This window comes from Streptomyces sp. NPDC093089, from assembly GCF_044754405.1.
In the GTDB taxonomy this organism is placed as follows: domain Bacteria; phylum Actinomycetota; class Actinomycetes; order Streptomycetales; family Streptomycetaceae; genus Streptomyces.
Genome location: NZ_JBIVPA010000003.1, coordinates 324,465 through 345,488, shown reverse-complemented (window position 1 = coordinate 345,488; position 21,024 = coordinate 324,465). Strand labels below are relative to the sequence as shown.

23 protein-coding genes are annotated in these 21,024 nt (G+C 74.5%); 11 read left to right on the top strand and 12 right to left on the bottom strand.

Annotated features, from left to right (window positions below; genetic code table 11):
• The first annotated feature begins 8 nt into the window (after nt 1-8).
• Both ACIQFX_RS08495 and ACIQFX_RS08490 read left to right on the top strand, forming a co-directional pair.
• Nucleotides 9-257, top strand: a complete 249-nt coding sequence (locus ACIQFX_RS08495; protein WP_402460127.1) for a type B 50S ribosomal protein L31 — start codon at nt 9-11, stop codon at nt 255-257.
• A 118-nt stretch (nt 258-375) separates the two neighbouring features.
• Nucleotides 376-1,212 carry an NAD(P)H-binding protein gene (locus tag ACIQFX_RS08490; RefSeq protein WP_402460126.1) on the top strand — a complete coding sequence of 279 codons (837 nt, stop codon included), beginning with the start codon at nt 376-378 and terminating at the stop codon, nt 1,210-1,212.
• A gap of 161 nt (nt 1,213-1,373) precedes the next feature.
• Here the strand turns inward: ACIQFX_RS08490 and ACIQFX_RS08485 are convergent, their stop codons facing one another.
• The 3 genes from ACIQFX_RS08485 to ACIQFX_RS08475 form a co-directional block, all read right to left on the bottom strand.
• Nucleotides 1,374-1,874 (bottom strand): peptidylprolyl isomerase, encoded by a 501-nt coding sequence (locus ACIQFX_RS08485; protein WP_402460124.1) that lies wholly within the window; start codon nt 1,872-1,874, stop codon nt 1,374-1,376.
• A 125-nt stretch (nt 1,875-1,999) separates the two neighbouring features.
• A complete protein-coding gene (locus ACIQFX_RS08480; RefSeq protein ID WP_402460123.1) occupies nt 2,000-2,215 on the bottom strand; it encodes a hypothetical protein in 216 nt (71 codons plus the stop codon).
• A gap of 7 nt (nt 2,216-2,222) precedes the next feature.
• Entirely contained in the window at nt 2,223-2,858 is a 636-nt protein-coding gene (locus ACIQFX_RS08475; protein ID WP_402460121.1) for a DUF6629 family protein, read from the bottom strand.
• 39 nt (nt 2,859-2,897) lie between these two features.
• Between ACIQFX_RS08475 and ACIQFX_RS08470 the strand changes: the two genes are divergently transcribed.
• Entirely contained in the window at nt 2,898-3,479 is a 582-nt protein-coding gene (locus ACIQFX_RS08470; protein WP_402460118.1) for a hypothetical protein, read from the top strand.
• Between the two features lie 63 nt (nt 3,480-3,542).
• Here ACIQFX_RS08470 and ACIQFX_RS08465 read toward each other — a convergent pair whose 3' ends face one another.
• The 3 genes from ACIQFX_RS08465 to ACIQFX_RS08455 form a co-directional block, all read right to left on the bottom strand.
• Complete coding sequence (locus tag ACIQFX_RS08465) at nt 3,543-4,046, bottom strand: NUDIX domain-containing protein (RefSeq protein WP_402460117.1); 504 nt, start codon at nt 4,044-4,046, stop codon at nt 3,543-3,545.
• Nucleotides 4,047-4,176: 130 nt separating this feature from the next.
• On the bottom strand, nt 4,177-4,854 hold the full coding sequence (locus ACIQFX_RS08460; RefSeq protein ID WP_402460114.1) for a response regulator: 678 nt from the start codon (nt 4,852-4,854) through the stop codon (nt 4,177-4,179).
• A complete protein-coding gene (locus ACIQFX_RS08455) occupies nt 4,851-6,146 on the bottom strand; it encodes a sensor histidine kinase (protein ID WP_402460112.1) in 1,296 nt (431 codons plus the stop codon). Before ACIQFX_RS08455 ends, ACIQFX_RS08460 begins: the two co-directional genes overlap by 4 nt.
• Before the next feature lie 134 nt (nt 6,147-6,280).
• Between ACIQFX_RS08455 and ACIQFX_RS08450 the strand changes: the two genes are divergently transcribed.
• A complete protein-coding gene (locus ACIQFX_RS08450; protein WP_402460109.1) occupies nt 6,281-7,189 on the top strand; it encodes an ABC transporter ATP-binding protein in 909 nt (302 codons plus the stop codon).
• Nucleotides 7,186-8,028, top strand: a complete 843-nt coding sequence (locus ACIQFX_RS08445) for an ABC transporter permease (RefSeq protein ID WP_402460106.1) — start codon at nt 7,186-7,188, stop codon at nt 8,026-8,028. The genes ACIQFX_RS08450 and ACIQFX_RS08445 overlap by 4 nt, the downstream gene beginning before the upstream one ends.
• A gap of 4 nt (nt 8,029-8,032) precedes the next feature.
• Here the strand turns inward: ACIQFX_RS08445 and ACIQFX_RS08440 are convergent, their stop codons facing one another.
• Nucleotides 8,033-8,890, bottom strand: coding sequence for a YhjD/YihY/BrkB family envelope integrity protein (locus tag ACIQFX_RS08440; protein ID WP_402460105.1), 858 nt, complete (start codon nt 8,888-8,890; stop codon nt 8,033-8,035).
• Between the two features lie 280 nt (nt 8,891-9,170).
• On the bottom strand, nt 9,171-9,647 hold the full coding sequence (locus tag ACIQFX_RS08435) for a winged helix-turn-helix transcriptional regulator (protein WP_402460103.1): 477 nt from the start codon (nt 9,645-9,647) through the stop codon (nt 9,171-9,173).
• A 108-nt stretch (nt 9,648-9,755) separates the two neighbouring features.
• Between ACIQFX_RS08435 and ACIQFX_RS08430 the strand changes: the two genes are divergently transcribed.
• A complete protein-coding gene (locus ACIQFX_RS08430; RefSeq protein WP_402460101.1) occupies nt 9,756-10,247 on the top strand; it encodes a PaaI family thioesterase in 492 nt (163 codons plus the stop codon).
• 40 nt (nt 10,248-10,287) lie between these two features.
• On the opposite strand, the gene ACIQFX_RS08425 is transcribed toward ACIQFX_RS08430, so the two are convergent.
• Nucleotides 10,288-10,653 carry a luciferase family protein gene (locus ACIQFX_RS08425; RefSeq protein ID WP_402460099.1) on the bottom strand — a complete coding sequence of 122 codons (366 nt, stop codon included), beginning with the start codon at nt 10,651-10,653 and terminating at the stop codon, nt 10,288-10,290.
• 136 nt (nt 10,654-10,789) lie between these two features.
• Complete coding sequence (locus ACIQFX_RS08420) at nt 10,790-12,046, bottom strand: PP2C family protein-serine/threonine phosphatase (RefSeq protein ID WP_402460096.1); 1,257 nt, start codon at nt 12,044-12,046, stop codon at nt 10,790-10,792.
• A 182-nt stretch (nt 12,047-12,228) separates the two neighbouring features.
• Between ACIQFX_RS08420 and ACIQFX_RS08415 the strand changes: the two genes are divergently transcribed.
• The 3 genes from ACIQFX_RS08415 to ACIQFX_RS08405 all read left to right on the top strand — a co-directional run bounded on the left by ACIQFX_RS08415 (nt 12,229) and on the right by ACIQFX_RS08405 (nt 15,177).
• Complete coding sequence (locus tag ACIQFX_RS08415; RefSeq protein WP_402460093.1) at nt 12,229-13,110, top strand: AAA family ATPase; 882 nt, start codon at nt 12,229-12,231, stop codon at nt 13,108-13,110.
• Nucleotides 13,107-14,498 (top strand): VWA domain-containing protein, encoded by a 1,392-nt coding sequence (locus tag ACIQFX_RS08410; protein ID WP_402460091.1) that lies wholly within the window; start codon nt 13,107-13,109, stop codon nt 14,496-14,498. Before ACIQFX_RS08415 ends, ACIQFX_RS08410 begins: the two co-directional genes overlap by 4 nt.
• 94 nt (nt 14,499-14,592) lie before the next feature.
• A complete protein-coding gene (locus tag ACIQFX_RS08405; RefSeq protein WP_402460089.1) occupies nt 14,593-15,177 on the top strand; it encodes a nucleosidase in 585 nt (194 codons plus the stop codon).
• 120 nt (nt 15,178-15,297) lie between these two features.
• On the opposite strand, the gene ACIQFX_RS08400 is transcribed toward ACIQFX_RS08405, so the two are convergent.
• A complete protein-coding gene (locus tag ACIQFX_RS08400; RefSeq protein ID WP_402460087.1) occupies nt 15,298-16,491 on the bottom strand; it encodes an alpha/beta hydrolase family protein in 1,194 nt (397 codons plus the stop codon).
• A gap of 535 nt (nt 16,492-17,026) precedes the next feature.
• Between ACIQFX_RS08400 and ACIQFX_RS08395 the strand changes: the two genes are divergently transcribed.
• Together ACIQFX_RS08395 and ACIQFX_RS08390 are read left to right on the top strand one after the other, a co-directional pair.
• The gene (locus tag ACIQFX_RS08395; RefSeq protein ID WP_402460085.1) at nt 17,027-17,626 is read left to right on the top strand and encodes a hypothetical protein; all 600 of its coding nucleotides are present in this window, start codon (nt 17,027-17,029) and stop codon (nt 17,624-17,626) included.
• Nucleotides 17,623-18,987, top strand: a complete 1,365-nt coding sequence (locus ACIQFX_RS08390) for an NtaA/DmoA family FMN-dependent monooxygenase (RefSeq protein WP_402460082.1) — start codon at nt 17,623-17,625, stop codon at nt 18,985-18,987. The genes ACIQFX_RS08395 and ACIQFX_RS08390 overlap by 4 nt, the downstream gene beginning before the upstream one ends.
• Before the next feature lie 62 nt (nt 18,988-19,049).
• Here the strand turns inward: ACIQFX_RS08390 and ACIQFX_RS08385 are convergent, their stop codons facing one another.
• Nucleotides 19,050-20,936: an alpha/beta fold hydrolase gene (locus ACIQFX_RS08385; protein ID WP_402460080.1), complete on the bottom strand. Its 1,887-nt coding sequence runs from the start codon at nt 20,934-20,936 to the stop codon at nt 19,050-19,052.
• Between the last annotated feature and the right edge of the window lie 88 nt (nt 20,937-21,024).

Below are 21,024 nucleotides of genomic sequence, written 5' to 3'. Positions count from 1 at the left end.
GAGGACACGTGCAGCAGGACAAGCAGCCCGAGTACGGCCCCGTGGTCTTCCGTGACCGCTCGGCCGGGTACGCGTTTCTCACCCGGTCCACGGCGACGAGCGATCGGACCATCGAGTGGGACGACGGGAAGACGTACCCGGTGATCGACGTCGAGATCTCCTCCGAGAGCCACCCGTTCTACACGGGCACGGCGCGGACCGTGGACTCCGAGGGCCGGATCGCCAAGTTCGAGCGCCGTTACGGCGAGGAGGGCTGAGCCCTCCGAAATCCCGTTCCGAAACTGGCCGGAAGATGGCCAGTTCGCCTTCCAGGATGAGGTCACGAAGACAGCGGAGCGCTCGCGCTCCGCCGATGACTCCCTGGAGGGGACTGCTGTGATCGTGGTGACCGGAGCGACCGGAAACGTCGGACGACCGCTGGTGGAGCTGCTGGCCGCGGCCGGCGAGGAGGTCACGGCGGTGAGCCGCCGGCCGGCCGGGGAACTGCCCGCCGGGGTGGCCCACCGGCAGGGCGACCTGGCCGATGTCGACGGCCTCAAGGAGCTGTTCGAGGGTGCCGAGGCCGTCCATCTGCTCGTGGCGGGCCTCGGGGACGAGCTGCGCCCGGACGAGATCGTCGCGGCGGCGGTGGCCGTCGGTGTGCGGCGGATCGTGTTCCAGTCCTCGCAGCTGGTGGGGACGCGACCCGCCTCGGCGTCGCACGCGATCCTGCGGGCGTTCGAGACGGCGGTCCGCGGGTCGGGGCTGGAGTGGACGGTGCTGCGTCCGTCCGGTTTCGCCTCCAACGCGTACCTCTGGGCCGAGGGGGTGCGCTCCGCCCGTACGGTCGCGGCGCCGTTCGCCGATGTGGCGCTTCCGGTGGTGGATCCGCTGGACATCGCCGAGGTGGCGGCGGCCGCGCTGCGGGACCCCGCGCACGCGGGGCGTACGTACGTACTGACCGGCCCGGCCGCGGTGTCGCCGCGTGAGCAGGCGGGCGCCCTCGCCGAGGCGCTGGACGCTCCGGTGGAGTTCGTGGCGCAGAGCGCCGACGAGGCCAGGGCGCTGCTGGTGCGGTTCCTGCCGGCGGAGGCCGTCGACGGGATGCTGGCGGTGATGGGCGATCCCCGTGCGGAGGAGCGGCGGGTGAGCTCCGACGTGGAGCGGGTGCTCGGCAGGCCTGCGCGGCCGTTCTCGGCGTGGGCGCGGCGGAACGCGCCCGCCTTCGCCTGACGGTTCGAAGGCGGGGCGGCCTGCCGCCGGAAGTGGGGCGCCCGGGCCGCCGGGAGAACACGGCGGAGGCGGGGACGCGCGTCCGGTGGACGACGCTCCCCGCCACGGCCGAGTGGGCGAGCGAGGGCGCGCGGCGCCCTCGGCTCAGCTCGGGAAGGAGATCAGGCGTCCTTGACGATGCCGGACGCGGCGATCTTGATCTTGGCCTTGGTGGCGCCGGAGGGGGTGCCGAGGCTCTCGATCTTCTTGACCAGGTCCTGGCCCTCGACGACCTCGCCGAAGACGACGTGCTTGCCGTCGAGCCAGTCGGTGACGATCGTGGTGATGAAGAACTGCGAGCCGTTGGTGTTGCGGCCGGCGTTCGCCATCGAGAGCAGGAACGGGCGGTCGTGCTTCAGGTCGAAGTTCTCGTCGGCGAACTTCTCGCCGTAGATGCTCTTGCCGCCGGTGCCGTTCTGGTTGGTGAAGTCACCGCCCTGGAGCATGAACTGCGGGATGACGCGGTGGAACGGGGAGTCGGCGTAGCCGAAGCCGTGCTGACCGGTGGCGAGCTCGCGGAAGTTCTGCGCCGTCTTCGGGACGACGTCGTCGAACAGCTTGAAGGTGATGCGGCCCGCGGGCTCGTCGTTGATGGTGATGTCGAAGTAAACGTTGTCGCTCATGGGGACATCCTGTCATTACTCGCGCACGGCGCGCGCACGGGCTGCCTCCTCCCGGGTCACGGCGTGCCGGTGCCCCGCGATCCGCCAGGACCGCGGGGCACCGGTCGCCACCTGGGAGGGAGGGGTCAGAGCAGCCCGCCGGGGGCCTGGTCCTGGAGGGCGCCCTCGGCGCCCTGGACGGTGTCGTGGAGGACCGTGGCGGCACCCTGGTCCTCCTGGAGGAGGCCGGTGGCACCGCCCAGCGGGCTCTCCGCGGCGTTCGCCTGCGGCGGCGGGGTGACGAGAGCGGTGACGACGCCTGCGGCGAGGGAGGCGATGGCGAGCATGCTGCGCTTCTTCATGCCCGGGTCAACTACTGAGACGCCGAGGGGTTACGGTCGGCCGCCGTCGGATCCGGAAGAGCAGCAGGAGCGAGGCGACGGCGGCGAGGGCGCACCACGTGGAGACGAACGCTCCGCTCCACAGGACCGCGCAGACGACCGCCCCCGTTCCGGTCACGGTCCCGAGGGCCCGCAGGAGGCGGTCGCGGGCCAGCAGCAGGGCGCCGACGGTGGCGAGGAGGTAGCCGGCCATGACCAGGGGCGCGTACGGCAGGTCGACGGCGTAGCCGAGGGTGCGGCCGCGGATCTCGGCGGAGACGGGGTGGGTGGCGAGGTGGTACGCGAGGAAGGCCGAGGTCAGCACGCCGGCGGCGAGCGGCGCGCGCAGCCGCGGACGGTCGGCGGGGCGGGCGGCCGCCACGACGCCCGCCGACACCCAGAGCGGCAGGAGCGGGAGGGCGATCACGGCCCAGGCGAGGGTGGCGGGGCCGGTTCCGCCCCCGGAGTGCCAGACGGCGGCCTCGATGACCTGATGGGCCCCCAGGAGCAGCGGCAGGGCGGCGAGGAGGGCGTCGGCAGGGCGGCGTACGGAGGCGAGCGCGGCCACGCCGACGGCAGTGATCCCGAGGCCCGCCCAGAGGTCGGCCGCCGCACTCCAGCACATAGCGAACTTTTACCCCATATCGGGTGGAACCGTACTCTGGTGGTGGATGTCTCTGTCAGTGACACCACTGTCCCCGAGCAGGAGAAATTGGGGGACGCCATGCAGCACCGTCACACCCTCGCGGCCGTCGCCGCGGGAATCCTCCTGACCGCCGGGATCGGCGCCACGATCCCGGCGGGCGCCTCGGACGCCCCGTCCCGCGCCGCCACGACGCCGACGACGTCCCTGGTCGTCAACGCCCGCTGGGGTGGCCACCCGACGTTCGACCGGCTCGTGATCGATGTGCGGGGCGCGATGCCCCCCGTCTCCGTACGCCAGGTGAGCGCGCTCCACTACGACGGTTCGGGCAACCGGGTCCCGCTCGCGGGGAAGTACTTCCTCGCGATCACGCTCTCCCCCGCCGCCGCCCACGACGACGCCGGACGGTCCGTCTACCAGGGTCCCCGGCTGCTGAAGATCCCTCTGCCCGCGCTCAAGGGGGTCGCCCTGACCGGCGACTTCGAGGGCGTGGTCTCCATCGGAGCCGCCTTCGACACCAAGCCCGCCTACAAGACGTTCACGCTCCACTCGCCCGAACGCTTCGTGATCGACATCGCCCACCCGGTCGGCTGCCGCGCCTGAGCCGGGAGCGCGGCGGGGCCGCCCCGAGGGGCGGCCCCGCACTCGTGCACCGCGCGTCCGCGGTCAGTCCTCGGTGTGGCGGGCCTCCACGTACACCGTCGCGCCGGTCCTGCGGGCCCGGTCGATCTCGGCGAGGCGCGCGAACTCCCCCGGCGCCATCTCGCGCTCCCACTCCTCCAGGGTGCGGAGGCTGTACTCGCTGTGCTCGCCCGGGTCGAGGACGACGGCGGCGATCTGCTCGTCCGTCAGTTCCCCGCCGTCGAAGACGAAGCCGATGTGGTTGGCCGGCCAGTCCTCGCCCCGGTCGGCGACGAAGTGGGTGCCGAGGAGGCGCGGTTCGCCCGTGAAGGCCATCCCTGTCTCCTCGCGGCACTCCCGCACCGCCGTCTCCCAGGGGGTCTCCCCCGGGTCCATGTTCCCGCCGGGCCACTGCCACCGCGCGGTGCGGTCACTGGCACGCAACTGGAACGGCCGGCCTGCGGTGTCCGTGAAGTAGAGGCAGGCGTACGCCGTCGCTCTCGGCAGGGTCGCGATGTACTCGACGGGCGGCAGCCAGGTGTTCGCCATGGGCGGCTCTCTCTCGACGCGCTGATGGGACCGCCTCCATCCAAGCGGCCCGGGCGACCGCGGCCGGGCGCTCGCGTGCGGATCCACCGGATCGTGTGATCGTTCCGGCCGCCGGCCCGGCACGGCACGGTCAGCCGGTGGAGACCAGGCCCGCCTCGTACGCGATGATCACCAGCTGCACGCGGTCACGGGCGTCGAGCTTGGCGAGCAGCCGGGTGACGTAGGTCTTCGCGGTGGCGATGCTGATGTGGAGCTCGGCGGCGACCTCCGTGTTGGACAGGCCCCGTCCGACGAGGGTGAGGACCTCGCGCTCGCGGTCGGTGATGCCCTCGGCCCGGCGGCGCGGCGCGGCGGTGACGCGCGGGCGGCCGGTGAACTCCTTGATGAGGCGGCCGGTGACGCTGGGCGCGATGAGGGCGTCGCCGGAGGCGACGACGCGGACGGCGGAGAGGATGTCGTCGAGGGCCATGTCCTTGACGAGGAATCCGGACGCGCCCGCGTGGAGGGCGCCGTAGACGTGGTCGTCGTCGTCGAAGGTGGTGAGGACGACGACCCGGGCGCCGGTGGGGCCCGAGGTGATGATCCGGGTGGCCTCGATGCCGTCGGTGCCGGGCATGCGCAGGTCCATGACGACGACGTCGGCGCCGGTCTCCTCCACGAGGCGGACGGCCTCGGCGCCGTTCGCGGCCTCGCCGACCACGACGAGGTCCGTCGTGTCGGTGATGACCATGCGGAGCGCGGTCCTCACCAGGGGCTGGTCGTCGGCGAGGACGACCCGGACCGGCTGCTCGACGGTGGTGTGGCTCATCGGGTGGTGGCTCCTGTGGGCAGGGGAAGGCGGGCGGTGACGCGGAAGCCGCCGCCGGGGCGGGGGCCCGCGCCGAACTCTCCGTGCAGCACCGCGACGCGCTCCCGCATCCCGGTCAGGCCGTATCCGGAGCCCGGGCCGGCGCTCGCGCGCGCGTGGCCCGCGACGGGGCCGCGGTCCTCGACGGTGACGGCGAGGGACGCGGGGTCGCGGTGGTCGACGGTGACCGTGCAGGAGTCGGCGCCGGAGTGCCGTACGACGTTGGTGACGGACTCCTGGACGATCCGGAAGGCGGACAGGTCGATGTCCGGGGGCAGCGGGCCCGGGGCGCCGACCCGGCGGACGGCGACCCGGACCCCGGCGTTGCCGGTGAGTTCGGCGAGCCGGTCGAGGGCGGCGAGACCGGGCATCTCGGGGAGCCCCCGAAGCTCGGCGACCGCGTCCGACTCCACCCCCGACCCCGACCCCGACTCCGGCTTCGGCTTCGGCTTCGGCTCCGACTCCGACTCCGGCTCCTCCGTGCGCAGTGCGCCGACCATCCGGCGCAGCCCGGCCAGGGTCTCGCGGCTCGCCGTCTCGATCTCGGTGAGGGCCTGCCGGGCGGCCTCGGGCTGGGTCGCGATGACGCGCCGGGCCGCGCCGGCCTGGAGGGCGACGATGCCGATGCTGTGGGCGACGGTGTCGTGCATCTCGCGGGCGATCCGGAGGCGTTCGGTGGTGACGGCCTGGGCGGTGGCCTGGGCACGGCTCCGCTCCGCGAACTCGCGTGCCTGCCCTTCCGAGCGGCCGAGGAGCCAGGCCACGAGGGCGATCAGGGCGACGGCCAGGGCGGCCGTGGTGCCCGCGCTCCAGCCGGCGAGCAGACGGACCGCCAGGTAGACGACGAGCAGGCCGAGGGCGAGCAGCAGCGCGCGCGTGGCCTCGCGGCGGGGGCGGGCGGCGGCGATGGCGTAGAGGGCGACGTCGACCGCGAGGTACTGGGCGACGGGGATGGCCGTGACGCCGAGCGGGGTGGAGGCGATGACCGAGGCGACCAGGAGGTGGTTGAGGGCGGCGGTCGGGCGCCGGGCGAGGAGGGCGCTGCCGCGCAGGGTGAGGAGGGTGGCGACGGCCAGCATCGCGAGGCCGTCCCAGCGCAGGATGACGAAGCCGGGCAGGACGTCCGGCCCTTCCTGGCCGGGCACGCTGATCCGGAGCAGGGCGGTGAAGGCGATGCCCGCGCCCCAGGCGACGGCCGCCCACCCGCCGGGAGCGACCCGCTTGAAGAACGGTACTGACGGAGTGTCGGACATGCGGTGATCGTAGACGGCGGGCCCCTCCGCGGGCATCGGACCGGGGATGTACGACCTGGGGTGACAGATGCCGCCGCCGATTGTCGGTGCTGGTCCGATGCCCGGCACGGGGCCCGGACGGCACGGTGGTGCCCATGATCGAAGTCAGGGAACTCACCAAGCGCTACGGCGCCACGACCGCCGTCGACGCGCTCACTTTCACGGTGCGGCCGGGCCGGGTCACCGGATTCCTCGGCCCCAACGGCTCCGGCAAGAGCACCACGCTGCGGATGATCCTGGGCCTGCACACGCCGACGAGCGGTTCGGTGACGGTCGACGGACGGCCGTTCAGTGACCGGCCGCGCGGCCTGCGGCACGTCGGCGCGCTCCTCGACGCGGGCGACGCGCACGGGGGCCGGACCGCCCGGGCGCACCTGGCGGTCCTGGCGCGGAGCAACCGCGTCCCGCTCTCCCGGGTCGACGAGGTCCTGGAGGAGGTCGGGTTGGCGGGAGCGGCCGGGCGCCGGATCGGCGGATACTCGCTGGGCATGCGGCAGCGGCTCGGCATCGCCGGCGCGCTGCTCGGCGACCCGCCGGTACTGCTGTTCGACGAGCCGCTGAACGGCCTCGACCCGGAGGGCGTGAAGTGGGTGCGGGGCCTGTTCCGGAGGCTGGCCGCGGAGGGCCGCACGGTCTTCGTGTCGAGCCATCTGATGACGGAGATGGAGCACACGGCGGACGAGTTGGTGGTCATCGGGCGGGGCGCGCTGATCGCGGCGGAGACCCTGGCGGAGTTCGCCGCGCGGGGCAGGCGCCAGAGCGTCACGGTCGGCTCGCCGGACCGGTCCGCCCTGACGGCGCTGCTGCTCGGGGAAGGCGCGGAGGTCGAGGCCGAGGCCGGGCTCCTGACGGTGACCGGGCTCTCGGCGGCCCGCATCGGCGCGCTGGCCCTGGAGCACCGGGTGCCGCTCGATCAGCTCACCACCCGTACGGCCTCCCTGGAGGAGGCGTTCATGGAACTGACCGCCGACAGCGTCGAGTACCTGGCAGGAGAGGCCCGATGACGACCCTCGATCTTCCCGTGGCCTCCGTGGTGGAGCCCCGCGCCCGGTTCCGCGACCTGGTGGCGTCGGAGTGGCTGAAGCTGTGGTCGCTGCGGTCGACGGGCTGGTCCCTGCTGCTCGGCGCGCTCGCCGTGGTCGCCTTCAACCTGGGTACCGCCTGGGACCACTACCGGTACTGGATCCAGTACGACGCGGCGAGCCGGGCCGAGTTCGTGGCGAACGACATGGCCTTGTGGGACGCCTTCACGTACAACGCGGCGCTGGTCCTGGTCCTCTGCTCGGCCGCCATGGGCGCGGTCGCGGTGGTCGGCGAGTACGCCAGCGGGATGATCCGCACGACGTTCACGGCGGTGCCGGCCCGGGGCGCGGTCATGGCGGCGAAGGTGCTGGTCGTGACGGTGGTGCAGACCGTGTTCGGTGCGGTGGTGGCGGGCGCTTCGTTCTGGTCGACGCAGGCCGTGCTGTCCACCCGGGACATCGGTCTGCCGATCACCCACCCGGGGGCGCCGCGCATCGTCGCGGCCTCGGCCCTCCTCGCCCCCGTGTGCGCGGTGGCCGGGATGGCGCTCGGCGCCCTGTTGCGCAAGAGCGCGCTCTCGATCGTCGGCTCGGTGGTCCTGCTCCTGCTGCTGCCCGCGGTGCTCTCGGACCGGCGTCACCTGACCGCGGTGCTCGCGCACGCGACGCCGCTGCACGCCTGGCAGCGGCTCGCGGACGCGGGGCCCGCCGTCGAGGAGTTGTTCCCGTGGTCGGCGGGCGGAGCGTGGCTGGTGTACGCGCTGTGGGCGCTGGGCGGGGCCGCGGTGACGGTCCTCGCGGTGCGGAACCGGGACCAGTAGCGGGTCACAGGAGGCGGCGCAGTCGGCGGCGCACGAGGGATTCGTGGACGAGGCGCCCGACGAGGGCGCCTCCGTACACGACGAAGCCGACGCCGACGAGCCAGGACTGGAGGACGAGGACGGTGCCGAACTGGCCGTACGTCACCGCGTTCGAGGCGATGAGCGGTGAGAACACGAACTGCGAGAAGATCCGCAGCCCGAGGAGGCCGAGGGCGGTGAGGGCGGCTCCGGGCACGAGGGCGCGCCAGCGGATGCGGCCGCAGAGCAGGAACCGCTGGGACCACCAGAAGAAGGCGAAGGTGCCGACGAGGTCGCCGAGGGCGACGACGGTGGTGACGCCGGCGGAGGCGTTCTCGGGCGCGGGGAACGCGACGAAGAGGAGCAGCGCCGCGACGAGGACGGCGAGCCAGACGATGTGCCGCCACATGGTGTGCCAGCGGGCCGTGGGGAGGTCCCAGACCCGCTCGTACCCGGTCTGCACGGCGGATCCGAAGGTGACGCCGAAGGCGGCGAGGGCGGCGAGGCCGAAGGCGGTGGTGCGCTGGAGGGCCTGGCCCGGCTGGCCGAAGAGCCGCTCGACCTCCTCCTCCGAGACCTCGGAGACGCCGAGGCCCTGGACGAGCCAGCGGGCGAAGCCCTGGCCGCTGGCGAGGTCGGCGGCGGCCACGACGATCAGGAGGGGGACGAGGGTGAGCAGGCTGAGCGCCGCGAAGCCCATGGCGCGGTGCATGAGCTCCATGGCGCGGCCGCGGTTCCACGCGAGCCCGACGGGCGAGGCGACGACGCGCGCGTGGAGCCGCTGCGACCAGTGGCCGTTCTCGGTGGGGGCACCGTCGTGCGGCGGACCGGGAAGGGAGGGCATGCCTCGTCAGGTACCCGGACAGGCGGGCGGGCCATCGCGGGGTGCCGCCGAACGGGTGGTGGCGGGCGGGCAGCGGTCGGGTCGTGACGGGCGGGCGGTGGCGGTGTCCCGGGCACGGCGGTACGGGAGCGGTGGTGGCCGGTCCGCAGCGGGCGGGCGGTGGCGGTGCCCCGGGCACGGTGGTCCGGGAGCGGTGGTGGCGGCGGTCGGGCCGGAGCGGTCCGGCAGTGGCGGCGGCCGGGTGGTGGGCCGAGGCGCCTCTCGCGGCTCGGGGCGGGTGTCAGGCGGTGCGGCGGGGACGGGCGGCCGGGCCCGGGCGGACGGTGACGTCGCGGGGCGCGAGGACGGCATGCTCGTCGCCCTCGCACTGGACGACGACGCGGACCGGGGAGCCGCACCCGCCGTGCCGGATGTCGAGGACGGGGCCTTCGGGCTCGGCGGCGTGGGTGTCGCCCCACTGCTTGAGGGCGAGGAGCACGGGCCAGAGGTCGACGCCCTTGCGGGTGAGCCGGTACTCGTGGCGGGTGCGGGCGCCGGGTTCGCGGTAGGGCTCGCTGCGCAGGAGCCCGGCGGCGACGAGCTTGCGGAGGCGGTCGGCGAGGACGGCCTCGGACAGGCCGAGGTGGTGGCGGAACTCGTCGTAGCGCCGGACGCCGTTGAACGCCTCGCGCAGGATCAGCAGGCTCCACTTCTCGCCCACGACGTCCAGGGTGCGGCGGACCGGGCAGTTCTCCGTATCCGTCTCCAGCCAGTTCATCCGCCCACTGTAGCCACCTGGCTCTGTCGTTGACAGTCAGCGGACGGCACAGCTAGCTTCGCTGTAGAAAGCCAGCTGGTGAGTGGAGTGGAGTGGAGTGGAGTGGTGATGGGGCGGTCACGAACGGTCGAGTGGGAGGACGCCGGAGCCACCGCGCGCGCCGCGATGTCGATGGCGGGCATCGACTTCCTGCGGGAGATGATCGCGGGCCGCCTGCCCGGACCGCCGATCGCCGCCCTCCTCGGCTTCACCCTGGAGGAGGTCGAGCCCGGGCGCGCGGTGTTCGCGCTCGAACCGGGCGAGGAGCACTACAACCCGATCGGCAGCGTGCACGGCGGCGTGTACGCGACGCTGCTCGACTCGGCCGCCGGCTGCGCGGTGCACACCACGCTCCCGCAGGGCATGGCGTACACCTCGCTCGACCTCTCGACCCGGTTCCTCCGCCCGATCACGATGGACACGGGCAAGATCCGGGCCGTGGGCACGGTGATCTCCCAGGGCCGCCGCACGGCACTCGCGGAAGCGGGCCTGTACGACGCGGAGGACCGGCTCCTCGGTCACGCGACGAGCACGTGCATGCTCTTCCCGATCCCGAGCTAGCGGCCGAACCGGTCGACCGTCAGCACCGGGGCCCGACGGGTCAGCGGGTGCCGAGGACCGGGAGGGTGCGGGTGCAGCCGTCCGGGGCGACGTCGGGGACGCCGTTGGCCTGGAGGGCGGCGCTCACCAGGGTGGCGAGCAGGTCGATGTCCGACCCCATGTCCAGACGGACCGTCACCCAGCCCGATCCGGCACGCAGACGCACCGCGCTCGACCCGAGGAGGGCCGGGCGCAGTTTGGCGATCATGGCGCGGGTGAGATGGACGTCGGCCTCGTGCTCACCGTGGAAGTGGACGATTTCCTGCGTCGCGGTGCCCAGTCCGAGCTCGGCGCCGCAATGGGCGCGGCCGGGGGTCAGCGAGGGCCAGCTCATCAGACGTTCACTGGCATGCCTGGCCGTGTTCATACGAGGAGCGTGCACGGCCCCGGGGCCGTGCACAAGCGTCCTGCGGCAACAATCCCGCCCAGGCGTGAAACAGGCCCCCGACAAGGGGGGTGTGACCGTGCGTCACCGCGAGTCGTGGGGAGGAAGTGACCCTGTGTCACGACGTGGGGCGCGCGTGGACCCGGGCCGCGAGGACCGCCACGTCGTCCTCCGCCCCGTGCGCCCCGAGGCCGCGGAGGACCTCGTCGACGACCTCCCTGGGACCGGAGCCGGCGGGCAGCCGGAGGGAGGCGAGACGGGCGAGGGACACGTCGATGTCCTCGCCGCGGCGCTCGACGAGGCCGTCGGTGAAGATCAGCAGGGTCTCGGCCGGGGTGAGCGGGCACGTGGTGGGTTCGTAGCCGCCGACGCCGGTGCCGAGCGGCGGGCCCACCGGGAGGTCGACGAGCCGCGCGGAGCCGTCCGCGGCGAAGACGGCCGGCGGCAGGTGTCCCGCGCTGGCGAAGGTCGCGCTGCCGCGCGCCGGGTCCACCCGGACGAGCAGGCAGGTGGCGGGGCGGCGGCCCTCGTCCTCGGCGACCACGGAGTCGAGGTGCCGCAGCACCCGGTGCGGCGGCAGGTCCGTCGCGGCGACCTCGCGGAGCGCCGCACGGTAGGCGTTCATGTCCACGGCCGCCGCCAGTCCGTGCCCCATCACGTCGCCCACGACGAGGAGGGTCCTGCCGAAGTGGAGCCGCACGGTCTCGAACCAGTCCCCGCCCACCAGGGTCCGTTCCCCCGCGGGCAGGTAGCCTCCCGCGATCTCCAGGTTCGGGTGCGGACGGCCCGGCTCGGCGACGAGCGCGCGCTGCAGGTGCAGGGCGGTGTCCTCGGTCGCGGCGAGCCGACGGGCGTGGCCGAGGTGCCGGGCCGCGAGCCGGGCGACGTGACGGAGCAGCGCCACCTCGTCCGCGGAGAACGCTCCGGGGCCGGTGCGGGAGACGGTGACCGCCCCGAGCGGCTCCTCGTCGTCGACGGCGAGCGGTACGGAAAGGCTCTGGCCGGCGGCTCCGGGGCCGACGGACCCGGGGACGGAGCCCTCGGGCCCGGGGACGGAGCCCTCGGGCTCGGCGGGGCCCCCGGGCTCGGCCCCGCCCATGACGGCCCCGCCCGCCTCTCCGGCGACGACAGCGCCCGCCGTGAAGCGGCTCGCACCCCCGCCGGCCGGCCCCGGGGCCGCGTCCCCCGGCAGCACCGTTCCGGCCGCCGGTTCCGCGAGGAGGTCGACCGTGACGGAGGCGCCGGCGAGGTGGCGGATGAGGAAGGACGCGAGTTCGCGGCAGGTGGTCGCCTCGTCGAGCGTCGAGCCGATCTCGCCGATCGCCTGTTCGAGGGCCCGCACCCTGGTCAGGAGGGCCTCGTCCCGTTCCGCCACGACACCTCCACCGCCCGCGCGGTCCCCCGGGCGGCGTACCCGGTCTCCCCATTGCACCAGCGGGTGGCGCCCCGCGCATGGCGCGGAGCCGGTGCGGGACGGTTGTGCGGCGGTGCCCGATCTGATCAAGTACAACTGATGCTACTGGCCAGTACGCCATTCCGCTCCCCGGGGGGACAGCCATGACCACCGCCACGACGACCGGATTCTTCAGCTCCGTCGACGACGTCGCCGAACGGCTCGCCACCACCGGCTACCTCGCGTCGCCGGCCGTCGCCACCACCGTGTTCCTCGCCGACCGGCTCGGCAAGCCGCTGCTCGTGGAGGGCCCGGCCGGGGTCGGCAAGACGGAGCTCGCCAAGGCGGTCACGGCGGTGACGGGGGCGCGCCTCGTGCGGCTGCAGTGCTACGAGGGCGTCGACGAGTCCCGCGCCCTCTACGAGTGGAACCACGCCAAGCAGCTGCTGCGGATCACGGCGGGGCGCGGCGAGTCCTGGGACGAGACGCGGACGGACATCTTCGGCGAGGAGTTCCTGCTCCCCCGGCCGCTGCTCACCGCGATCCGGTCCGAGGAGCCGACGGTGCTCCTGATCGACGAGACCGACAAGGCCGACGTCGAGGTGGAGGGCCTGCTCCTGGAGGTGCTCGGCGACTTCCAGGTGACCGTCCCGGAGCTCGGCACGATCACGGCGACGCGGCGTCCGTTCACCGTCCTCACGTCGAACGCCAGCCGCGAGCTGTCCGAGGCGCTCCGACGGCGCTGTCTCTTCCTCCACATCGGCTTCCCCGAGGAGGAGCTGGAGCGCCGGATCGTCACCCTCAAGGTGCCGGGCCTCGATTCCGCGCTCGCCGCGTCCGTCGTACGGGTCGTGGGGGCGCTGCGGGCGATGGACCTGCGGAAGGTGCCGTCGGTGTCGGAGACGATCGACTGGGCCCGCACGCTGCTCGCACTCGGCGCGGACCGGCTGGACGAGCGGGTGGTCCGGGAGACCCTGGGCGTCCTCCTGAAGCACCAGGAGGACATCGTGAAGGCGGCGGCCGAGCTCGCCCTGGACGCGGTGTGAGCACGGTGGCCCCCGCCGGAGGCGCGGCGGAACGCCTCACCGGCCTCGTGGCGGCGCTGCGCGCGCACGGGTTCAGGATCGGGACGGGCGAGACCGTCGACGCGGGGCACGCGCTGGAGGCGGTCGGTTTCACGGACCGGGAGCGGGTGCGCGAAGCGCTGGCGGCAACGCTGCTCCACGGCGTGCTCCAGCGCACGGTGTTCGACCGGGTCTTCGACCTGTACTTCCCGCTCGGTGGCGGTGCTCCGGGGACGCCCGAGGCGTACGGGGACACCCCGGCGGATCTCGCCGCCCTCCGGGACCGGCTCGCCGAGGCCCTGGCCGCCGGTGACGGCGCCGCCCTCGACCGGCTCGCGGCCGAGGCGGTGGGCGGTTTCGGGGGCTTCGGTTCCGGTCCGGAGTCGGACGGCTGGTCCTCGTACCGGACACTGTCCCGGCTGCGTCCCGAGACGCTGCTCGCCCGGGTGCGCGACCGGGTGCGGGCGGCGACGGGGGCGGCGGACCCCGAGTTCGCCGACCGGCTGCTGGAGGACGAGATCCGGCGGCGGATCGAGGCCTTCCGGGAGCGGGTGCGGACCGAGGCGCGGCGACGGGTCGCGGAGCGGCAGGGCCGCGACCGGGTCGCGCGGCGGGCGGTCGCGGGCACGGCGGACCGCGTGGACTTCCTGCTGGCCGGTCGGGAGCAGCTGGACGAGCTGCGGCGTACGGTCCGGCCGCTCGCGCGGAAGCTGGCCACCCGGCTCGCGGCCCGGCGACGGCGGGCGGCGCGCGGCGAGATCGACCTGCGGCGGACGCTGCGCGGCTCGCTGTCGACCGGTGGCGTGCCGGTGCGTCCCGTGCTGCGGCGGCGCCCGCCACGGCGTCCCGAGCTGGTCCTGCTGTGCGACGTCTCGGGGTCGGTGGCGGGCTTCGCCCAGTTCACGATGCTGCTGGTGCAGGCGCTGCACGACCAGTTCAGCCGGGTGCGGGTCTTCGCCTTCGTCAACCGGGTGGACGAGGTGACGCATCTGATCGCCCGGGGCGCGGCCGACCCCGCCGGGCTCGGCGACCGGATCCTCGCCGAGGCGCGCTTGACCGGCTGGCACGGCCAGAGCGACTACGGCACGTCGCTGGGCGAGTTCGCCGAGCGGTACGCGGAGGCCGTCGGCCCCCGCACCGTGGTGTTCGTCCTCGGCGACGCCCGCACCAACGGCGCCGATCCCCACCTCGCAGCCCTGCGGAGCGTCGCCGACCGCGCCCGCCGGGTCCACTGGCTCAACCCCGAGCAGCCCTCCCTGTGGGGCACCGGCGACTCGGTGGCTCCGGCCTACGCCGGCCTCGTCGAGATGCGCCCGTGCCGCAACGCCCACCAGCTGGGCTCCCTGATCAGCCGCCTGCTGCCGGTCTGACGGGGGTACGCGCGCGGGGCGGCGGGGCCGCGCGACGCACCCCCGGCTCCGCCCGGTTGTACGAATGCCGGACGGGCGAATTAGCGTGGCCTCCATGGAACTTTTGGGAGAGATCACGGCCGACCGTCCCCTGCTCGTCGTCGCGGTCAAGGAGGAGGCGCAGTTCCTCGACACGGACCTGCCGGTGCTGCTGACCGGCATGGGCAAGGTGAACGCGGCGACCGCGCTCGCGACCGTGCTGGGCCGGGGCCCGCGGCCCTCCGGGATCGTGAACCTGGGGACGGCCGGCGCCCTGCGGTCGGGCTGGACCGGCACGCACGTCGTCGGCACCGTGGTGCAGCACGACCTCGACGGTGAGCTGCTCGCCACCCTGACCGGCGAGACGTACGGGGCGCCCCTGACGCTGCCGGACGGCGGCGACGTGGTCCTCGCCACCGGCGACGCCTTCATCGCCGACGAGGCCGCCCGCGTCCGGCTCGCGGAGCGGGCGGAGCTGGTCGACATGGAGGGGTACGCGCTCGCCACGGCCGCCGGGCTCGCCGGCGTGCCGCTGCGCATCGTGAAGCACGTCAGCGACGAGGCCGGCGACGGCGCCGCCCGCAGCTGGCGCGAGTCGGTCGCCGAGTGCGCGCGGGCGCTGGCGGACTGGGCGGAGGCGAACACCCCGTACCGCTCCTGAGGGGGAAGCGGGCACCTCGCGCCCGCCGCATCCGCGTCCCGTGGGCGTCCCCGGTGCCCTCTCGCGCGCCGGGGACGCCCCGTAGCGGCTTCCCCGGCGGCGTATCGCCTCCCCGACGGCTCAGGGACGCTGGAAGTGGACCTCCGGGTTCTCCGCCGACGGGCCGTCGAGGACGGGGCGCGGGAGTCCGCGCAGGTGCCGGTCGAAGAAGGCGGCCACGTACGTCCGGGTGACGGCGACGGCCCGCTCGGTGGGCAGCGGGGACTGGGGCAGGCCGAAGTGACGTGCGATCACGGGCCCGTCGGAGAAGGTGAAGTGCTCGGATCCGGCCACCGTGATCCAGCGCTTCCACCCGTCGAGCGCCGCCCACGTCCGGTCCCAGCTGGTATCGGTCCCTCCGGGCAGGTGCGTCTCGTCGTGCGTGCCGAGCATCATGAACGGCCGGCCCCGCAGGCCCTCCACCGGAAGGTCCTCCCAGAACGCGCCGTCCATGTTCACGCCGGCGTCGACGCGCGGATCGGCGACCATCGCGGTGGCGGCGCTCGCCCCGCCGATGGAGTGGCCGGCCATCCCGACCCGGCTCGCGTCGATGGCGTCGGCGTACCGCCAGGCCGGCCGCGGCCCGGTGAGCCGGTCCAGGACGTACCGCATGTCGGCGGCGCGGGTCGCGGTCACGACACCGGCGTGCACCCCGCCCTCGTCGAGGGCCGTGCAGGCGACGCAGGTCAGCGTCCGGCCGCCGGGGAGGCTGATCCCGTACGACTCGTAGGCGTGGTCGACGGAGGCGACGACGTAGCCGCGGGAGGCGAGGTCCTCGGCGAGGTGGGTGAGCGTCCAGCGCGAGACCCCGAAGCCCGGCGAGAGCAGGACCAGGGGGCGCCGGCCGGGCGCCGGGCGGACGTCGGTCCTGCTGTGGGTGCGCGTCCTGGCCAGCAGGTCGCCGGAGACGCCCGGCCCGAGCTGCGCGGCGAGCAGCCGCGCCTCCTCCCGGGTCGCGTACGGGGCGGGCCGCCCTCCGCCGGAGCGCGCGGCCGGGTAGTGGAGCGTGACCATGAGGGCCCGCCCGTCGGCCGTGGGCACCCAGGGGTCGGTGCGGGACCGGTCGACCAGCGGCACGACCGAACTACCGACGGCGTACGGACCGGTGGGCGTCGGGAGGGCGGCGGCCCGGACCGGCTGCGACTGCGGTCGCGCGGTCCCCGAGGGGGCCGAGGTGTCGGGGCCGGCGGCCGCGGTGGCGACTCCGGCGGGTAAGGCCAGGGAGCAGGCGAGGACGGCGGCCGCGGCCGCCCGGGTGATGCGGATTCGGGTCATGCGGGCACGGTAGGCGGCGCGGTCGGGCCGGCGCGTCCGCCCACGGTCCCACGTCGGATCAGCCCCGGGTCTGAGTCGAGATCCGGCCCCAAAAGTCACCGGGCGTCCTGTCGGCTCCTCACCCGGCGCCGGAATCCCACGTACCGTCACCGGCGCCTCCCCCGGGCCCGGTCCCGCCCCGCCCGGCGTGCGGCACGTCCACCCGTCGGGCCCCGAACCGCCGGGTGGACCTTGACAGTTCGGAAGGCGGCCTGCCTAGGGTGAGGCGACTCCGTCCGCGCCCGGACGGGTCCGTCACCGGGGGAGGCGCACGTGGTCGCAGTGATCACCGCGTCGCCGCACGTCCCCGCCCGGTCCGGTGCCCGGCTGGTCTGCCGCCGGCACGTCGACTTCTGCCGTACCGCCTCGGCCATCTGTCCTTCCGCTCGCGCCTGACCCCGCTCCGCGTGGGTCCGCGCGTCCCGTGACGTCCCGTCCGCCCGACCCCCGGCAGCCGTGCCCCGCGCCGCTGCCGCGCCGTCGCGCGCCCCTGACTGTGGCCACGAGCCGCTACCTGGACCGGTCCCGGCTCCACGCGATCGACTTCGCGGGCGAGACGTACTCCGTGAAGGGCCCGTCGATCGTGCCGCGACCGCCGCAGGGACGTCCCGTGGTCCTGGCCCGCCGGGGCGTGGTCCCGGCGGCGCTGACCGACGTGGCCCTGGTCGGCGGAGCCACCGCGGCCGAGGCGGCCGCGGCCGCGGTGGCAACCGGCACGCCGCTCGCCTTCGCGGAGATCGAGGTGGCCCTGGACACGCCGCGCGAGACCGCGGAGGAGCGGATCGCCGACCTGGAGCGGTCCGCCCCGTGGGGCGCGCACCCGGACCGCTTGCGGTACTCCGGCCCGGCCGCCGGTCTGGTGGAGCTCCTCGCGGAGCTCGCCGGCCGCGTCGACGGCGTACGGCTGCACCCGCTCGTCCTCGACGAGGACCTGGCGGTGCTCTCCCGGCTGGTCCTGCCCGAGCTGTTCGTCCGGCGGATCGCCGCCAGGCCGCTGCCGGGCACGACCCTGCGCACCTCCCTGGGCCTCTCCCGGCCCCTCAGCCGCTTCACGACCGACGGCGCCGCCGCCCTCCTCCCGGAGGAGACCCGATGACCCGTGCCGACCGCGAGGACGTTCCCCGCCCCGACGCCCGGCTGCACTTCGGGGTGTTCTTCCAGGGGGTCAACCACTGGACGATCTGGTCGGACCCCTCCAGCGGTTCCCAGATCGACCCGGCCTCGTTCCTGCGGGTGGCGCGGACCGCCGAACGCGGGCTCTTCGACGCCTTCTTCCTCGGGGACGGTCTGCGGCTCCGCGAGTCCGGCGGCGGCGTCCACGAGCTCGACGTGGCGGGCCGCCCCGACTCGATCACCCAGCTGGCGGCGCTCGCCGCCGCGACCGGGCGGATCGGGCTCGTCTCCACCTCGAACACCACGTTCAACGAGCCGGGCGACCTCGCGCGCCGGCTCGCCGGGCTCGATCTGCTGTCCGGCGGCCGGGCCGGCTGGAACGTGGTGACCACGCACAACGCCTGGACCGGGGAGAACTTCCGGCGCGGCGGTTTCCTCGACCACGCCGACCGCTACCGGCGCGCCGAGGAGTTCCTGACCGTCGCGCGCGCCGTGTGGAACGGCTGGGCCGACGGCGCCGTGGCGGAGTCCGCCGAGGCGCGCTCCTGGTCGGTGCCGGACGCGGTGGGGCGCGTACGGTCGCGGGGAGCGCACTTCGACGTCGACCTGGCGCCGACCCTGCCGCGCAGCGCCCAGGGCCATCCGGTGATCTTCCAGGCGGGCGACTCCGGGGAGGGCCGGGACTTCGCGGCGCGCCACGCGGACGTGGTCTTCTCGGCGCACGGGACGGACTTCGACGACGCCCTCGCGTTCGCCGAGGACGTCCGCCGCCGGCTGCGGGCCGCGGGCCGGCCCGAGGACGCGCTGCGCATCCTGCCGGGTACGGAGATCGTCATCGGGGCGACCCGGAAGGAGGCGGAGGAGAAGGCTCGCTGGGTGCGGCTGGAGCAGGTCACGCCCGCGGTGGCCCTCGGCATCGCGAGTCGGCTGTGGGGCTTCGACCTGTCGGACCGGGACGCCGACGGGCCGCTGCCAGCCGAGGAACCGGTGGCCGCCTGGGACACCGGGAGGTTCGGCACCCGCTGGGTGGACGACCCCCGGGCGGAGGCGGCCGTGTGGCGGGCGAAGGCCGAGGCCAACGGCTGGTCACTGCGCGAGACGGTGATCGAGCTCGGTCCGCAGCGCGGGCACGTCGGCACCCCGGCCGGACTCGCCGAGAAGTTCGCGCGCTTCGCCCGGCACGGCGCCCTCGACGGCTTCAACATCTCGCCGTACCTGGTCCCGGACGGTCTCGACGACATCGTCGACCTCCTCGTGCCCGAGCTCCAGGAGCGGGGCGTGTACCGGACCGCGTACACGGGGACGACGCTCCGGGAGCACCTGGGGCTCGCGCCGGTGGCGTGACGTGCCGGTGGGGCGCGCACCCGACCGGGTCCGCGCCCCACCTTCCGTACGGCCTTCCCGGCTCAGCCGAGGGGCAGTTCCAGGAACGACGGCTCGTCCGCCGGTGAGCCGACGGTGGTCTGCGTCCAGGTGACGGAGGCGTCCGCGTACAGCGGGTCCTCGCTGTCGACGACGAGCATCAGCCGGTGGCCGGCGGGGATGTCGTACGCGGCGGCCTGGAGCCGCCAGGTCACGGTGGTGTCCTGCTCGGGCGTCAGGTCGTGGACGTTGAGGGGCTCGTGGGTGATGATCCGCGCCGTGTCGTCCTCGGCGACGTCCAGGAGGCGGGCGACGAGGCCCACCGAGGCGGCGGTGGAGCGGACCGTGAGGCGCAGGCGCGGGACGCCCCGGATCCTGCGGCCCGCCGCCCCCTCCCCGTCCGGGGCGACGAGCGGCCCGGTGGTCCATGCCACGGCGTGCCGGCGGTCGATCTTGCGGGTGTCGTAGACCTTGGGGTTCCCGGCCCACTCCGCCTGCCCGGTGGTCATGAGGGGCAGGTCCGTGGCGGTGGCCTCGGTGTCCACGCCGGCGACGAACGTCCGCCGCCAGTCGACGCCCTCGGGCGGTGCCGTGTCGCCGCCGGTGACGAGTGCGCCGTCGGCGCCGCCCGCCCCGTCGCCGGTGAGGGCGAACGTCTCGACCCCTGTGGTGACCCGGCCCCAGTGGGCGCGGCTCTCGCGGACGGCGGGTTCGACGACGCGGTTCTCCCCGGTCGGCCGACCGGTCTCCGGGTCGAGGACCGGTTCCGTGACGTAGGTGAACATCACCTGGTTGCAGACCTCGTCCCAGTCCTCCACCCCGTTCCGCTCACCCTTGAGGTAGTGGTCGAGCCAGGCGTACGCCTCCGCCAGGGGGAGGTCGGCCCGGCCGGGCCGGGTGCCGATGAGGCCGGCGCCCTCCGGGGCGGCGTGGTCGCCGATCCAGAGGTTCAGCCGCTTGGGCACTCGCAGGCCCTGGAAGGTCGTCAGGACCTGGTTCACCGGGAACAGGCTCTCGTGCCAGGTGTGGGAGAGGAAGGTGGGCGTGCCCTGTTCGTTGGTCTGGGAGAGGTACGACTCCGGGGAGCGTCGCCGGCCCCAGGCGACGACGGCGTCGAGGTTCCGGTGGTTCGCGAAGTCGTCGAGGATCGCCCGGTCGGCCTCGCCGAACCGCTCCTCCAACGGACCGCCGGTCAAGTGCACGAGGGTCTCCACGGCCTTCACGTGGCGGGTGCCGTGGTCGTACAGGCTGGTGGCGAGGTTGCCCCAGGTGCTGAGGGCGACGACGGCGGAGACCCGTTCGTCGTGGGCGGCGACGAGCTGGCTGATGCCGGAGCCGTAGGACTCGCCCATGAAGCCGATGACACCCGGCGCGAAGTGGTCGATCGCGAAGTCGACGACGTCCGAGCCGTCGGAGACGTCGTGCGGTCCCGCCACGTCGACGAGGCCCTCGGAGGTGGACGGGAGTCCGGCGTGGCCGAGGCCGCGGGGCGTGTAGGCGAGGACGTGGTACCCCTTGCGGGCCAGGACCGTGTACGCCCAGAGGAAGAGCGCCCAGCCGAACGGCGTCCAGCCCGCCGGGAAGACGACGAGCGGGTGCGGTCCCGGCGCCGGCTGCCGGAGGCTGAAGGCGGAGAGCCGGACGCCGTCCGCGGCCTCGATGCGGTGGTACGCGGGCCGGGCCACGCCGCGTACCTCCTCGACGTGCGCGGCGAGTTCGGCGGGCAGGAGGTTCTCGGCGGCCGGGTCGAGCAGTGCGGTGGCGAGGGTCTGGCCGAGCCGGGCGGCGCCGGCGTTCACCGTTCCGTCGGCGGCCCAGAGGCCGCTCGCGGCGATCCGGGCGGTCTCGGCGGCGGTGAGCCCGGCCGAGACGCCGGGGAAGCCGGGGAAGTCCTCGGACGGGTCGGCGGTGAAGGGAGTGTCCTGGGGCACGTGCACCCGTTCCTCTCGAGTGGACTGCTGGCTGTCCGCCGGGCGGACGGTCGCAAGCCTCACGCATGGGGAGCAGAGCGAACAGAGC

Excerpts from the sequence above, each read along its gene's own strand:
- ACIQFX_RS08465 (WP_402460117.1), bottom strand. The coding sequence starts at position 4,046 with ATGGCGAACACCTGGCTGCCGCCCGTCGAGTACATCGCGACCCTGCCG.
- ACIQFX_RS08480 (WP_402460123.1), bottom strand. The coding sequence starts at position 2,215 with ATGAAGAAGCGCAGCATGCTCGCCATCGCCTCCCTCGCCGCAGGCGTC.
- ACIQFX_RS08405 (WP_402460089.1), top strand. The coding sequence starts at position 14,593 with ATGGAACTTTTGGGAGAGATCACGGCCGACCGTCCCCTGCTCGTCGTC.
- ACIQFX_RS08460 (WP_402460114.1), bottom strand. The coding sequence starts at position 4,854 with ATGAGCCACACCACCGTCGAGCAGCCGGTCCGGGTCGTCCTCGCCGAC.
- ACIQFX_RS08430 (WP_402460101.1), top strand. The coding sequence starts at position 9,756 with ATGGGGCGGTCACGAACGGTCGAGTGGGAGGACGCCGGAGCCACCGCG.
- ACIQFX_RS08425 (WP_402460099.1), bottom strand. The coding sequence starts at position 10,653 with ATGAACACGGCCAGGCATGCCAGTGAACGTCTGATGAGCTGGCCCTCG.
- ACIQFX_RS08440 (WP_402460105.1), bottom strand. The coding sequence starts at position 8,890 with ATGCCCTCCCTTCCCGGTCCGCCGCACGACGGTGCCCCCACCGAGAAC.
- ACIQFX_RS08445 (WP_402460106.1), top strand. The coding sequence starts at position 7,186 with ATGACGACCCTCGATCTTCCCGTGGCCTCCGTGGTGGAGCCCCGCGCC.
- ACIQFX_RS08415 (WP_402460093.1), top strand. The coding sequence starts at position 12,229 with ATGACCACCGCCACGACGACCGGATTCTTCAGCTCCGTCGACGACGTC.
- ACIQFX_RS08390 (WP_402460082.1), top strand. The coding sequence starts at position 17,623 with ATGACCCGTGCCGACCGCGAGGACGTTCCCCGCCCCGACGCCCGGCTG.
- ACIQFX_RS08485 (WP_402460124.1), bottom strand. The coding sequence starts at position 1,874 with ATGAGCGACAACGTTTACTTCGACATCACCATCAACGACGAGCCCGCG.
- ACIQFX_RS08475 (WP_402460121.1), bottom strand. The coding sequence starts at position 2,858 with ATGTGCTGGAGTGCGGCGGCCGACCTCTGGGCGGGCCTCGGGATCACT.
- ACIQFX_RS08400 (WP_402460087.1), bottom strand. The coding sequence starts at position 16,491 with ATGACCCGAATCCGCATCACCCGGGCGGCCGCGGCCGCCGTCCTCGCC.
- ACIQFX_RS08450 (WP_402460109.1), top strand. The coding sequence starts at position 6,281 with ATGATCGAAGTCAGGGAACTCACCAAGCGCTACGGCGCCACGACCGCC.
- ACIQFX_RS08435 (WP_402460103.1), bottom strand. The coding sequence starts at position 9,647 with ATGAACTGGCTGGAGACGGATACGGAGAACTGCCCGGTCCGCCGCACC.
- ACIQFX_RS08455 (WP_402460112.1), bottom strand. The coding sequence starts at position 6,146 with ATGTCCGACACTCCGTCAGTACCGTTCTTCAAGCGGGTCGCTCCCGGC.